Genomic DNA, 14,895 nt, shown 5'->3' on the forward strand with positions numbered 1-14,895 from the left:
CCATCGTGAAATCGTTGATATTTTTAAAATCGAAGGGATGGATTTGGAATGAGCAATAGAGAGCTTGATGGATTGCGTAATCAATTGGATGATGTAAACCTTCAGTTATTGCAACTGATTAATCAACGGGCGGGACTAGTACAGGAAATCGGCCGCGTTAAAGAAAAACAGGGCGTAAACCGCTACGATCCAGTCCGTGAAAGAATCATGTTGGATCTTATTGAAGCGAATCATCAAGGTCCTCTTGACCTAGGTTCGATTAAACATATCTTCAAGGAAATCTTTAAATTAGGCTTAGAACTTCAAAAAGATGATCAGAAGAAGACGCTTCTTGTTTCCAGAAAACAAAAACCGGAAGATACAATCATCGACATCAAAGGTGAACTTATCGGGAACGGGATTCCTAGTTTCGTATTCGGTCCATGTGCCGTGGAATCTTATGAACAAACGGCTGCAGTTGCTGAAGTCATCAAAGCAAAAGGCCTGAAGCTTATGCGTGGTGGTGCATTCAAACCGCGTACATCGCCATACGACTTCCAAGGACTTGGTTTAGAGGGACTACAGATCCTTAAGCGGGTTGCAGATGAATATGGTTTGGCAGTCATCAGTGAAATCGTAAGTGCAAATGATATGGAAGCAGCGGTTGAACATATCGATGTCATCCAAATCGGTGCACGTAACATGCAAAACTTCGATTTATTGAAAGCGGCAGGTGCCGTAAACAAACCAGTCCTTCTAAAACGTGGACTTGCAGCTACGATCGAAGAATTCATCCATGCAGCGGAATACATCATGTCGCAGGGTAATGGAAACATCATCCTTTGTGAACGTGGTATCCGTACGTACGAAAAAGCAACAAGAAATACGCTTGATATTTCTGCTGTTCCGATCTTGAAACAAGAAACGCATTTACCTGTCATGGTGGATGTAACCCATTCTACCGGACGTCGTGACCTTCTTCTTCCAACGGCTAAAGCAGCTCTTGCCATTGGTGCAGATGGAGTGATGGCGGAAGTTCATCCAGATCCTTCTGTTGCTTTATCTGATTCTGCACAGCAGATGGACTTCAAGCAATTTGATGATTTCTATAACGAAATTAAACGATTGAACTGGGTAACGGTTTAAGAAAGAATATTTGAAATATATGTACATTCGGCCCTTACCATCTTGGCAAGGGCTTTTTTTAATGGTAAAATACTTGTTTTTGCAGAAAAAGTCCTGAAAAAGACACTATTGGATTGCAGGAAGCATTCTACTATCGTATGATAAGTTAAAAGATGAGGACTGTTTTGAGTTAGAATCATACATAATGAAGATATCTATATAAGCTATGCTTATATAAAAATTAATAGAAAGATTTCCGTTAACCGATTAATTTTCCGTATAAGAAAAATACGTATAATAGAATCTTCTTTGAAATATTTGATGCTTTATTGGAAAAAATGAAACAAATGGAGGAATGCAATAATGAATAATATAACCATTTATGATGTGGCCCGCGAAGCAAATGTTTCGATGGCCACCGTTTCTCGCGTAGTAAACGGGAATCCGAATGTTAAACCTGCGACAAGGAAAAAAGTCGCAGATGTGATTAACCGGTTAGGGTATCGCCCTAATGCAGTCGCACGTGGGCTAGCCAGCAAGAAGACAACGACGGTAGGTGTCGTGATTCCGGATATCTCCAGCATCTTTTTTGCGGAGTTGGCACGTGGTATTGAAGATATAGCGTCCATGTATAAATACAATATCATTCTCAGCAGTTCTGACGAAAACATAGATAAGGAATTTCATTTATTGAATACGATGCTAGGTAAACAAGTAGATGGTATCGTATTCATGAGTGGAAACATCACGGACGAGCATGTCAAGGAGTTTAAGAACTCACCGGTTCCCATCGTATTGGCCGGTTCCGTCGAAGAAAGCGGGCAAGTGCCATCGGTCAATATTGATTATGAAGCGGCAGCGTTTGATGCCGTGATGTCCTTTGCCAAAAATGGCCACAAGCGAATAGGTTATGTGAGCGGGAATCTGTCCGCGCCTATTAATGAGAAGAAATTAACTGGTTACAAACAGGGATTGAAAGAAGCGGGGCTTTCTTTCGATGAAAGTTTACTGGTGGAAGGCGATTATACATATGATTCAGGAATAGAATCATTTGATAAGTTTCTTGAAGCCGAAGATCGGCCGACAGCAATCATAGTCGGAGCCGATGAAATGGCACTTGGCATCGTTCATGCTGCTCAGGATAAAGGGTTTAATGTACCAGGGGACTTTGAGGTAATCAGCTTCGACAATACACGGTTAACCTTGATGGTCCGCCCGCAGATCACGACCATCGTTCAGCCTTTATACGATATCGGGGCCGTATCCATGAGGTTGCTAACTAAATTGATGAACCAGGAATTGGTGGAGGGGCAAGAAAAAGTGATTCTGCCGCACCGCATCGAAAAACGTCAATCAACGAAATAATCCAGTATGAGAGTGTCCTTATGGGCACTCTCTTTTTCATAAGGTGAAACTTGTCTTGAAATGGAGAATGGAAACACTCTTTTTTTGGCCATTTAATCCTCCGTGCTGGTGGTCGTTTGTCTGTTAGAACGGATGGGGTAGAGCGCTTTTTCGAGCGTTTGGGCATTTTTCTCGGTAATGGCCGGCTTCCGGGGAATGGGTTCATAAATATCCTGTAGGTCATCCCACTCATCCGGAAGGGTCACAGGAGCCTCAGGCTGCCACGTGTCGATCCATTCCCTTGATAAGGGCCCAGATATATCATTATTGGTCATTTCGAGCCAGACCCTGGACCAGGCGCGTGGTACGACGCGCCAGATATCGTAGCCACCGCCACCGACGGCAATCCAGCGCCCATCACAATACTTATGGGCCATTTCATGCGCTAATTTCGGGATTTCCCTATAAATCTTCATGGTAGCCGACAAGTGGGTGAGTGGGTCATAATAATGAGAATCAGCACCGTTTTGCGTCAAGATGACGTCTGGCTTAAAGAATTCAATCACTTCCTTGAATGCGGCTGTATAGCATTCGAGCCATGATTCATCTTCCGTGAATGCATCCACCGGGATGTTGAACGAATAGCCATAGCCTTTGCCCTGCCCCCGTTCATTGATATTGCCTGTACCGGGAAACAAATAGCGTCCCGTTTCATGGATGGATAGGGTGCAGACTTCAGGGTCATCATAAAAGGACCACTGTACACCATCACCATGATGGGCATCCGTATCGACATAGAGGACGCGTGCACCATATTTTTTTTGTAAATATTTAATCGCGACCGAGCTATCATTATAAATGCAAAAGCCTGAAGCTTTGCCTCGAAAACCATGATGGAGCCCCCCGCCAAGGTTAAGGGCATGTAGGGACTGACCAGTCATGACGGCATCCACCGCCGTAAGGGTTCCGCCAACAAGCAGGGCACTTGCTTCGTGCATATTAGGAAAGATGGGGGTATCTTCTGTACCTAAACCATAGTTTCCCGCTTTTTCGGGAAGAAGCTTTCCCTGTCCAGCCAGTCTGACAGCGTTTACATAATGCTGGTCATGAACCAGTTGTAATTCCTCATCGGTCGCCATTCGCGGCTTGATGATCTGATCTTCACGGATGGCATGGTGTTTTTTTAGGAGGTCCAGCGTGAGCTGAAGCCGTTTTTGATTGAATGGGTGCTCGTCATTGAATTTGTAGGTCAGCAATTCATCGGAATAGACAAACAAGGATTCATCAGTCATGAGACGCACCTGGCAGGCAAGGCCATAAAACGGTATAGCCTTCTTTCTTTAAGTCTTCCACGACCATGAATGGATTCATGGTTTGTACCCGGACAACGAGAATCTTGTAATCGGATTCATCTTTTTCGGGATAGACAAGCGTGCTGAGAATGTTCGCTTTGCGCAATTTGAAGATGGAGGTAATGTCGTGTAGCGTTCCCGCCGTATTGGGAATCCTGATTTCAATTTGGGAACCGGGCTGATTGACTCCCGTCAGTTCAACGAAAGAATGAAGCAAATCAGTTCCGGTTATGATGCCCACTAACCTTTTTTCCTTTAGGATGGGAAGACAGCTGATGTTATTTTCACAAAAAACGGCACCAATCTCTTCTACAAAGTCTAGGGGATGTCCTGTGATGATATCGGTTTTCATGATACTTCCCAGTGATTTTTCTAAATCCTTTTTGTATTCTTCGGTGCGAAAAATAGAAGGAGAAGCGTCTCGTATGTCACGGTCACTAACTAATCCGACGAGGTGAAAGCTTTCATCGACAATCGGTATATGGCGAATCCGTTTCTCTTTTAAGATTAAGACAGCACTATGAATGGTATCTGTTGGTGTTAAGGCAATGACATCTTCATTCATTATTTTTTCAACAATCATACGTAGTTCCTCCTCTTTACTCGCCTCTTTAATACATGAAACGATTCATGAAACGTAATTGGTCAAACTTTTCGATGGACTCCGGAGGCACTCTCTTTCCTATACGCGCCATCAGGCAGTTTGCTGGATGTGAACTGATTTCCGGGTCATCCGTTGCATAATAAACCAGCCCGCCAGCACTCATCATTTTTTCCATGACCTTTCGATAGTCCCAAACGTTCAATCCCGTCCCCCTCAAGTCCCAATGCCAATAATATTCAGTCGTGATGATAATGAAGTCCTCTACCGAATCATCCTCCGTAGACAGCTGAACTAAATTCTTTCCTACAGCGGCACCACGGTATTTGGGAATGACTTCAATTGCACCAAGCTCGATCAGGTCATCCATCTTGATTTCTGACCAGCGCTCCAATGGGTCGGGATATAGATAGGTCACATAACCAACGATGGTCCGTTCCTCGCGGGCTATAAAGATTCGGCCCTCAGGTAAATCGGCGATTTCAATCAATGCCTTATGCTGTTGTGCAGGAGGGCGAAAGGCGACCAAGTCTTCATGAAAATCGTATCCGGCCATCATTTCTCCGGTTAGGGGCCCTTCAATCAGAAGTGTTCCGCTTGATGTCTGGAGTTCTTTTTTGTAATAGGTCTTGCTATATTCCATTTCTTCACCGCCCTAGTAAAATACCAATCTTGTATACTGATTCATCCAAATAGATGGAAACCTTACATGAATTATACATAAAAAACAAGTGACAAGATGATGAAAGCTCTCTCATTTTTGAACCTTTTGTTACAGTTGAGCCTGAAGAATGAAAGGATAAAGCCATTCCTAACTAACTATACCAAGATTTACCCTGAATGTTCAAAAATATCAAGAAATATTTTCCTTGAATTTATAAAAAGGTAAATATTTTAAAAATTGAGAAAAATAGTTTTTTATACTATAATAAGAGCTATAAAGCAAAAAGAAGGGGGATTATTTGTATGAATATGAAAGCGCTACCAGCAGTGCAGGGCAATTATAATTTATTGAATTACGATGAGAAGTACAAGCATTTTGACTGGTCTGAAACGGAGAAGGAATTCTCCTGGTCCGAAACCGGAAAAGTGAACCTTGCTTATGAAGCCATTGACCGACATGCTGAGACATACAGAAAGAATAAAATCGCCCTTTATTTTAAAGATGAAAAAAGAAACGAGAAGTATACCTTTAAGGAAATGAAAGAATACACAAACCAAGCGGCCAATGTATTTCAGAACCTTGCTGAAGTGAAGAAGGGAGACCGCGTTTTCATTTTCATGCCACGGTCCCCGGAACTTTATTTTGCGTTGCTCGGTGCAATCAAAACGGGAGCTGTCGTCGGGCCACTATTCGAAGCCTTCATGGAGGGGGCGGTGCGGGATCGCCTTGAAGACAGTGAAGCGAGCGTATTGGTGACGACACCTGAATTGTTGCCTCGTGTACCGGTAGACGACCTGCCCCATTTAAAACATATTTTCTTAGTGGGGGAGAACATCCAGGAGGAAGGGAAATACCATAACTTCAATAAAAAAGTAAAAGAAGCCGACAAGCACTTTGACATTGAATGGGTGGATCGTGAAGATGGATTGATTCTTCACTACACATCCGGGTCAACGGGTAAGCCAAAAGGGGTGCTTCATGTACATAATGCGATGATCCAGCATTATCAAACGGCTAAATGGGTCCTCGATTTACAGGAGGATGACGTATATTGGTGCACAGCGGATCCCGGATGGGTGACAGGGACGTCCTATGGTATTTTCGGACCATGGCTAACCGGTACTTCAAATGTGGTCGTAGGTGGTCGTTTCAAGCCTGAGTCATGGTACAAGACGCTTGAGGAATTCGGGGTTTCGGTCTGGTATAGCGCACCGACTGCCTTCAGGATGTTGATGGGGGCAGGGGATGAGATCGTCAAACGTTTCGATTTGGGTTCACTTCGTCATGTCCTTAGTGTAGGGGAGCCGTTGAATCCTGAAGTGGTGCGTTGGGGAATGAAAGTATTTAATCGACGCATACATGATACGTGGTGGATGACGGAGACTGGCGCCCAGCTTATCTGTAATTACCCCTGCCTGGAAATCAAACCCGGTTCGATGGGTAAACCGATTCCAGGCGTGGAGGCGGCTATCGTGGATGATCAAGGAAACGTACTGCCTCCACATCGAATGGGGAACCTTGCTATTAAAAAAGGGTGGCCATCCATGATGAAGACGGTCTGGAATAATGAGTCGAAGTTTGAATCGTACTTCATGCCAGGTGACTGGTATGTATCAGGGGACTCTGCCTTCATGGATGAAGAGGGATTCTTCTGGTTTCAAGGTCGTGTCGATGACGTCATCATGACAGCTGGTGAAAGGGTCGGTCCGTTTGAGGTGGAAAGTAAGCTGCTTGAGCATCCGGCCGTTGCGGAAGCAGGGGTCATTGGAAAGCCGGATCCAGTCCGTGGCGAGATTATTAAAGCATTCATTGCCCTCCGTGATGGGTATGTTGCGAATGATGGATTAATAGATGAAATCCGGCAATTTGTGAAGCATGGATTGGCGGCCCATGCAGCACCTCGTGAAATCGAGTTCCGTGATAAGCTTCCTAAGACCAGAAGCGGTAAAATCATGCGTCGTGTCCTGAAAGCTTGGGAACTGGATTTGCCGACTGGTGATTTATCATCCATGGAAGACTAAAAGTGCTACATTATCAAAAAAAGAGGCAACCGGAAACTTCCCGGTTGCCTCTTTTTCAGATGGGAAGCAGGGGTGTTTCATTCCTCTTCTTCCGCTATATCCTTTTCGACTTTATCAGTAATGTCGTGATCTTTATCTTTTGTATCTTCTTTTTTTTCGTCTTTTTCTTGATCGCTGGAATCAGTTTCCGTATCCTTCTTATTCACGAAGGTGCTCGACTTTTTAGCGACAGTCTGAACGCTTTGTGATGGAGCGGATTCTTTCCCGACAATGTCTACGGCGGTTACGTAATAAGAACCTCCATCAGCACTTGCCTTATAGACCAAATCTGAACCGGCACTGATGCTGGCGACTTTCTGTCCATTACGGTAAACGCGATAGCCAACCACATCTCCTTCAGGATGGAGACCCCAGGTAATGATCGTATCAGTCACCGTGACGGAAAGGGGATCGGGCACTTTTCCATTATCGTTGAGCGTCGCACTTGTACCCGCGATATCTCCCCATTTCTCGCCACCTGGTATCAAGGCGCCGGGATCATCCACGTATTTTAATCCGATTTCATCAATGGACTTGGGATCCAACATAAACCCTCCACTTGTGAATTCACTTGGTGTTTCTGAAAGGGCAGCATAACGTCTGCTTCCGACTGAAACATATTGACCATCTATCAAACTAGCGTCGCCTTTAGCTGGGACTTGGTTTGAAATGAATAAGTCTGTCTTAACAAGCCCTGCTTTTTGACAGGAGTCTGATGGCAGAAGTCCTGTTGCTGCACAGAAGGAACGACTGACGATTCCCCCAGGCATTTCAAAGCGTTTGTCAGGATCCACCAGCTTCGAATCCACTTCATAGGCAGCATTCATTAAGTCGGCCCAATAATAGATATTACGGTTATTGTACTGGAGGCCATTGTATGTTCCTTGCAAAGATTTAGGTGTATCATAACCAATCCAAGTGCCGAACGTCACATTCGGGTTAGTGGCTACGAACCATGCATCCTTATAATCCTGTCCGGTCCCGGTCTTGCCAGCCCAGTCACTGGAGAAGGCAAGGCGGTTTTTGACGGAAGCGGCCGTACCGCTGTTTACGACATCCCGCATCATATCAAGTGTCAAGTAGGCAGCCTGTGGTGAGAAAACTTCAACTGGCTTCACTTTATGCTGGTAGATGACTTCGCCGTCTTTGGATTCGATTTTATCGATCATGTAGGCATCGATGAATTCACCCGAGTTGGCAAAAGTGGTATAGGCATTGACATTTTCTTCTACGGTTACGCCATTTGTCATTGCGCCCAAAGACAGGGATGGATTGCTGTAATCGGATTTGGATAGGCTTGTGAAGCCCATTTTTTCTAAATAGGAAACAGGATTCTGGTTAAGAATTTTCATATAAAATAGCGCGGTCGGGATATTATACGAGTTCTTTAGAGTCTCCCGGGCTGTCGCTATACCAGTAAGGCTTCCACCGCCGTAGTTCCTAGGCTTCCATAACCTTCCGCTTCCATCCGGTATGGAGACAGGGACATTGGACGTCACGCTTCCTGGTGAGATCTTCCCGAGATCGATGCCTGGGCCAAATACGAGAAGCGGCTTCATCGTCGATCCATTTGGGCGGAGTGCTGCGGTTGCATGGTTGGTCTGTTCCCGTTTAAAGTCTCGTCCGCCGACAAAACTGATGATTTTACCTGTCTTGTTTTCGATGAGGACGGCACCAGTCTCAACCGGTTCCTGAACGATTTTCGATTCTTTCGTATCGGGATCGATGATGGTTTGGTTTTTATCATATCCGAAGTTCGGGTAGTTTTTCGTCACTTTCTGCATTTTATTATAGATTTTCTTATTGATGGTCGAATAGATTTTATAGCCGTTTTGACGCAAGTTTCGATCTGCTAGCGCTAGGTATTGCTCGTGCAAATCATCATTTTTTAAATCTTTTTCTTCATATCCATCTTCTTTTGCAAGGTAGACTGATAGGATATCGATAGATCGTTTTTCAATTTCATAGGTAAGCCATGGATATTTCTCGGTAGGTAATGTTTTCTTGCCAATAAAGTCTTTTGTGATATCGTATGTTTTGGCTTTTTCGTATTGTTTCTTTGTTATGTATCCGTTGCTGTGCATCCTTTTCAATACGGTTTTCATCCGGTTGATGCCTGGTTCGAGATCATCCTTGATCTCTCCCTGTTGCGTATAGGGAGTATAGCCAAAAGGACTTTGTGGCAACCCGGCAATGAAAGCAGATTGTGCGAGATTCAAGTCTTTGGCGTCTTTACCAAAAATCCCTTCCGCTGCTGCTTGGACACCAGCAATGTTTCTGCCTGATGAATTTCTTCCCAAAGTGGAGACATTTAGGTAAGTCTCTAATATCTCTTCTTTTTCAAAGAACTTTTCCACCCGGAGTGCTAGTAAAATTTCTTTTGCTTTTCGTTCGAAGGAGACTTCGTTTGTCAACACTTGGTTCTTGATGAGTTGCTGTGTTAACGTACTTCCCCCGGATTGGACGGCCGCGTTCGAAAATTCTTGATAAACCGCCCGGAGAATCGCTTTTGGTACAACGCCATCGTGTTCATAAAAGTACTCGTCTTCCGTAGCGATGACGGCGTTCTTCAGGTGATCGGAAACTTTATCGATGGACACTTCTTCACGCTCAAGATCGCTTGTGAGCTTGCCTAGATATACTTTATCTGCAAAATATATCTCAGAGGTCTCTTCATAATTATAAATATCCTTTTTTAAATCTTCTTTTGAGCGCACTGGCTCATCCTTGACGAGGGCAGCGAAATAGCCGGCTCCAACACCACCGGCGAATGAAAAGCCTAGAATTCCAACAATAATTACGATCAATGTCAAATTCCAAACCACTTGGTAGGAGACTCTGGCATTCCTTATTGTTTTTTCACTTTTGAAAAATCGGTTCACTTGTTTCCATGCCGATTGAATTCTATCTTTTTGATTATTATTCATCGTATCAACCCCCTGAAATCACATATATTATAGCATATAACATCTAGGTAAAAAGGAAACTTCTACATTTTTCTGGCTTCAGCTAGGGTGCTGTTGACAATGTACGGCAGGTATGATAAAAATTTAGTATTATCTTTATTGAATTAGCGATGATAGGACCCAGTAGTTAAGCTATCCCTGTTTTAGAGAGCCGGTGGTTGGTGAAAACCGGTACAAATAGTGAGATGAATTACTTCCTTGAGCATTTGTTGTGAACCTAAATTAGTAGCGACAAACGGGTGACGACCGTTATTCGTCTCGAGCGGAGGGCATATTTTTGTCCTCAAGTTGGGTGGTACCGCGAATTTATTCGTCCCTTCATTTATATGAAGGGGCGTTTTTGTATGGTTTTTGCGGAAATTTTCAGGATATATATGAAGGAGGAAAAATGGAATGGAATTACTTAAGGATCTCGAGTGGCGGGGAATCATGTACCAACAAACGGATGAAGAAGGACTCAAGGATATTTTGGATAAAGAAAAGATTTCCCTATATTGCGGGGTGGATCCAACTGCAGATAGCATGCATATTGGGCATTTGCTTCCATTCTTAACATTGCGCCGGTTCCAAAAGCATGGACACCGTCCTGTTGTGCTTGTGGGCGGAGCGACTGGTCTCATCGGAGATCCAAGTGGTAAGAAAGAAGAAAGACAGCTGCAAACGTTGGAAAAGGTTCTTTATAATGCAGACTGCATTAAGGGACAGCTTTCCCAAATCTTCGAATTTGAAGGTGAAAATGGTGCAGTGATGGTTAATAACTATGACTGGATCGGCAAAATTGATATGGTGACGTTCCTGCGTGATTATGGAAAATATATTGGTGTGAATTACATGCTTGCCAAAGATACGGTTGCTTCTCGTTTGGAAACAGGAATTTCCTTTACTGAATTTGCGTACACAATTTTACAAGGCATTGATTTCAACCACTTGTACGACAATCATAACTGTAAGCTGCAAATTGGTGGAAGCGATCAGTGGGGGAATATCACCACAGGACTTGAAATGATCCGCAAGTCGCATGATGAAGAGACAAAAGCTTACGGCATGACAATTCCACTTGTAACTAAAGCGGATGGCACGAAGTTTGGGAAAACGGAAGGCGGAGCAATCTGGTTGGATCCAGAAAAAACGACGCCTTATGAATTTTACCAATTCTGGATTAACACAGCGGACGCTGATGTCGTGAAATACTTGAAGTTCTTCACATTCTTGTCACGTGAAGTCATTGAGGACTTAGAGAAATCCATGGAAACCGAACCGCACTTACGTAAAGCGCAAAAAGCTTTAGGAGAAGAAATGACACGGATGATCCATGGTCAAGAAGCTCTAGATCAAGCGATCAAAATCTCTGCTGCTTTATTCAGTGGTGACGTGAAGAATCTAAGTGCGGCCGAAATTAAAGTCGGGTTTAAAGATTTTCCAAGTTTTGAACGTGAAAGTGACGAAGATATTTCGTTAGTGGACTTAATTGTAGAAGCGAAGATTTCTCCATCTAAACGTCAAGCACGTGAAGATATCCAGAATGGGGCCATCTCCATCAACGGAGAAAAAGTCACTGATTTACAATATATCGTTAACGAAGAGGCTAAGATTGAAGGGGAATTCATCCTAATACGTCGTGGGAAAAAGAAATACACATTAGTGAAATAAGATAGAGAAAGCCGGCTGAATCCCAGCCGGCTTTTATTTGTATTGAATTCCAAGCATAAAAAAAACCCCATCCAAGGATGAGGTTCCGAAGGTATTAACGAGAGTAGAACTCAACGATAAGAGCTTCGTTAATTTCAGCTGGCAATTCAGAACGTTCTGGTAAACGAGTGAATGTACCTTCTAATTTCTCAGCATCGAAAGTAAGGAAGTCAGGAACGAAGTTAGTCGCTTCAACTGATTCTTTGATGATTGAGAAGTTACGTGATTTTTCACGAACGCTGATTACTTGTCCAAGAGACACTTTGTAAGAAGGAATGTCTACGCGTTTTCCATCTACAGTGATGTGACCGTGGTTAACAAGTTGACGTGCTTGACGACGTGTACGAGCTAAACCAAGACGGTAAACAAGGTTATCAAGACGTGATTCAAGAAGAACCATGAAGTTTTCACCATGAACACCTTTGATTTTGCCAGCGCGGTCGAACATTGAACGGAATTGACGTTCAGTGATTCCGTACATGTGACGAAGTTTTTGTTTCTCTTGTAGTTGCATTCCGTATTCAGAAATTTTTCTACGTTGGTTAGGACCGTGTTGTCCTGGTGCGTAAGGACGTTTTTCTAATTCTTTACCAGTACCTGTTAGGGAAATCCCTAAACGACGGGATAGTTTCCAGCTTGGGCCAGTATAACGAGCCATAGGATGACTCCTCCTTCGAATGTTTTTATTTTGGTAAAATAAAAACCGTGTGTGAATGAACAATCATGACCATTTTGTTTTCATGTACCTTCGCCCTAGCAGCAGAGAGTTACGAGATACACCTCTGTATGGAGGAACAAAATGAGAACATAAAGGCTGTCACATAGGCTGCAATATTTTACACAAGGAATATTGTATAATACTCTGCCAAGTGAGTCAAGCGGAATCGGATGATAATTATGATTTAGGTAGAGAATGAAATTCAAAATCTTATAAAAAATACTAGAATAAGGGAGAAATTTCAGGGTAGAAGCGTTATAATAAAGTAATAACCTAAAATGAATATTGTCAATCGTTTCCATTATTTCAGGGAGATATGGTATGATCTTGATTACATGTAGTTCTTTTGGACTAATAATTTTTAAATATTTCGTATTTATAAGTTTGCTTAAAAATAGGCTGTGATATAGGGATGATGGAGATGAAGATTAAAACAGTGCAGTTATTGAATGAATTAAGGATACTTTTCTTTCAGCATATGAAAAGTTCGGAAGGGGACCTCCATTTCCAGAAGTTTTTAGAAGTTTTTTTAATAGAGACAAAAGAGCAGCTTTATATGGAAGAGGTATCTTTCTTTAAATTTGATGAGTGGAAGCTACAATATTATAAAGAGGCTTCGACAGGCAGTGTTGAGGACTATATTATGAAGGCGCCCGCACAGGAACATATTGAGAAGGCAATGAACGAAAATAAGAATGACGAAGCATCGTTTGTATTTATGCCGAAGGATTTCCGAGATTTCCAAACGATCATTCCTCTTTGGGATCAGGGGAAGGTCAACGGATTGATAGCCCTGAAAGAACAAGGGATTTCTTTCAGGAGTCTGACAGAGGAGCAAGGGACTGATTTTGCAGGAGAATTCGCAACCATCTTGAAATCGGCTTTATCAATTTCCAAGATGTCAGTCGAGGAGAAACGGAATAAACGGTTGTTCAAGGTCACGGAAAAGTTCCATTCTTCGATGAATATGGATGCGGTCTTGGGAGAAATCATTTCGACCTTGCATACCGTGTATCCAACCTTTGATTATTTCCTGCTTCTCTCCCATGATAATGATAGTCATGAAAATCTACCGATTAAGGATCTAGAATATGATAGCGAGAATGTGGCGGCCCTGCAAGCTTATGTAACAGGCACCATACAATTCGATGATCACCCCTCTGACGATCATTCTATCTTATATGCACCTCTAAAAGGTAAACAGGGGGTATATGGGGTTTTGCAAGTCATTGCGCCTAACACGCTCATGTTTCCTGAAAGCGAAATCGAGTTCATTGCGTTATTGGCGAATACTGCCGGAAGTGCCCTGGAAAATGCCCAATTGTATCAGCAATCGAAACGTCTCGTATCGGATTTGCAGTTGATTAACGAAACATCTCACCATTTGAATTCCAATCTACGCTTAAGTGAGACGATGGAGTATATGAAACAGCAAATCATGAAGTCCTTTGACGCAGACCAGACAGGTTTTATCTTGCTTCTGCCAGGGGAAAACGTGAATTTATTGACAGGAAGCTCTGATTTTTTTGATTCAGAGGAATCGGAACTGTATGTATCATTCATGAAAGACAAGATTGATAAAGACAAGGAATCATTATTTATAGGGGACTTAAGCGTGAAATGCCCGGGTGTTGATGTGAGGTATCACTCCCTGATGGCTGTTCCGATGATGGAAAGCAACGATGTTAAGGGTTTTGCCTTAGTATTACACGAAGAACCCTATTTCTTTTCCTTTGAAATGTTCAAACTTTTGCAATCACTCATACATCATTCAAGTTTGGCCATGGCGAATTCCATGCTCCGTGAAGAATTGGAAAAGATGGTCATAACAGATCATCTGACTCGGCTATATTCAAGGAGTTATCTCGATGATAAGATGTCCCAGTCGATGGAAGTGGATGAAGAAGGGACATTCATCCTTATTGACATTGATAACTTTAAGAAAGTGAATGACACGTATGGGCACCAAGTTGGGGATGATATCCTCATCCAGGTTGCCAATCTCATTCAGCATAACATCCGTGATACAGATATAGGGGCTAGGTGGGGTGGCGAAGAAATGGCCATTTACCTCCCACGCATACCCTTGGAAACTGGCGTCAAGATTGCGGAACGTTTAAAAGATAAGGTTGGGGAGGAATCCAGTCCGAAAGTGACCATTTCCTGTGGCGTCTCTTACTGGGCAAAAGAGCAGTTCGATAACGTTAAGGAAGTATTCAAACGGGCGGATGAAGCGTTGTATATGGCGAAGAACTCCGGGAAAAATAGGGTGAATGTAAAGGAATCGCGACTTTAAAAGACGAAGGGGCTGTCTAATAAGTCCCTAAAATAAAACAGGTGGAGAAAAACGAGTTGTTTTTCTCCACCTGTTTTTCTATTTCTATAATAATTTACTGA

10 protein-coding genes and 1 other annotated feature are annotated in these 14,895 nt (G+C 43.0%); of the genes, 5 read left to right on the forward strand and 5 right to left on the reverse strand.

Annotated features, from left to right (window positions below; genetic code table 11):
• Nucleotides 1-48 precede the first annotated feature (48 nt).
• Nucleotides 49-1,125, forward strand: a complete 1,077-nt coding sequence (locus tag ACQKL0_RS14950; protein ID WP_402874901.1) for a bifunctional 3-deoxy-7-phosphoheptulonate synthase/chorismate mutase — start codon at nt 49-51, stop codon at nt 1,123-1,125.
• Nucleotides 1,126-1,467: 342 nt separating this feature from the next.
• The gene (gene ccpA, locus ACQKL0_RS14955; RefSeq protein ID WP_402874904.1) at nt 1,468-2,469 is read left to right on the forward strand and encodes a catabolite control protein A; all 1,002 of its coding nucleotides are present in this window, start codon (nt 1,468-1,470) and stop codon (nt 2,467-2,469) included.
• A gap of 92 nt (nt 2,470-2,561) precedes the next feature.
• Here ccpA and ACQKL0_RS14960 read toward each other — a convergent pair whose 3' ends face one another.
• The 3 genes from ACQKL0_RS14960 to ACQKL0_RS14970 are packed head-to-tail and all read right to left on the reverse strand — an operon-like array spanning nt 2,562 to nt 5,044.
• The gene (locus ACQKL0_RS14960; protein WP_427688368.1) at nt 2,562-3,740 is read right to left on the reverse strand and encodes an acetoin utilization protein AcuC; all 1,179 of its coding nucleotides are present in this window, start codon (nt 3,738-3,740) and stop codon (nt 2,562-2,564) included.
• Nucleotides 3,733-4,383, reverse strand: coding sequence for an acetoin utilization AcuB family protein (locus ACQKL0_RS14965; protein WP_402874907.1), 651 nt, complete (start codon nt 4,381-4,383; stop codon nt 3,733-3,735). The genes ACQKL0_RS14960 and ACQKL0_RS14965 overlap by 8 nt, the downstream gene beginning before the upstream one ends.
• Nucleotides 4,384-4,411: 28 nt before the next feature.
• Nucleotides 4,412-5,044, reverse strand: a complete 633-nt coding sequence (locus ACQKL0_RS14970; RefSeq protein WP_402874910.1) for a GNAT family N-acetyltransferase — start codon at nt 5,042-5,044, stop codon at nt 4,412-4,414.
• 323 nt (nt 5,045-5,367) lie between these two features.
• Between ACQKL0_RS14970 and acsA the strand changes: the two genes are divergently transcribed.
• Nucleotides 5,368-7,086, forward strand: coding sequence for an acetate--CoA ligase (acsA, locus tag ACQKL0_RS14975; RefSeq protein ID WP_402986628.1), 1,719 nt, complete (start codon nt 5,368-5,370; stop codon nt 7,084-7,086).
• A 77-nt stretch (nt 7,087-7,163) separates the two neighbouring features.
• Here acsA and ACQKL0_RS14980 read toward each other — a convergent pair whose 3' ends face one another.
• Nucleotides 7,164-10,052, reverse strand: a complete 2,889-nt coding sequence (locus ACQKL0_RS14980; RefSeq protein ID WP_402957752.1) for a transglycosylase domain-containing protein — start codon at nt 10,050-10,052, stop codon at nt 7,164-7,166.
• A gap of 140 nt (nt 10,053-10,192) precedes the next feature.
• Nucleotides 10,193-10,412: a binding site (T-box leader), on the forward strand.
• Between the two features lie 72 nt (nt 10,413-10,484).
• Between ACQKL0_RS14980 and tyrS the strand changes: the two genes are divergently transcribed.
• Nucleotides 10,485-11,741 (forward strand): tyrosine--tRNA ligase, encoded by a 1,257-nt coding sequence (gene tyrS / locus ACQKL0_RS14985; RefSeq protein ID WP_402874919.1) that lies wholly within the window; start codon nt 10,485-10,487, stop codon nt 11,739-11,741.
• A gap of 94 nt (nt 11,742-11,835) precedes the next feature.
• Here tyrS and rpsD read toward each other — a convergent pair whose 3' ends face one another.
• The gene (rpsD, locus tag ACQKL0_RS14990; RefSeq protein ID WP_402874922.1) at nt 11,836-12,438 is read right to left on the reverse strand and encodes a 30S ribosomal protein S4; all 603 of its coding nucleotides are present in this window, start codon (nt 12,436-12,438) and stop codon (nt 11,836-11,838) included.
• Between the two features lie 481 nt (nt 12,439-12,919).
• Here rpsD and ACQKL0_RS14995 point away from each other — a divergent pair, with 481 nt between their 5' ends.
• A complete protein-coding gene (locus tag ACQKL0_RS14995) occupies nt 12,920-14,794 on the forward strand; it encodes a diguanylate cyclase (protein WP_427688371.1) in 1,875 nt (624 codons plus the stop codon).
• Nucleotides 14,795-14,895: the final 101 nt, after the last annotated feature.

The organism is Peribacillus sp. NPDC097264, from assembly GCF_050277925.1.
Classification (GTDB): domain Bacteria; phylum Bacillota; class Bacilli; order Bacillales; family DSM-1321; genus Peribacillus.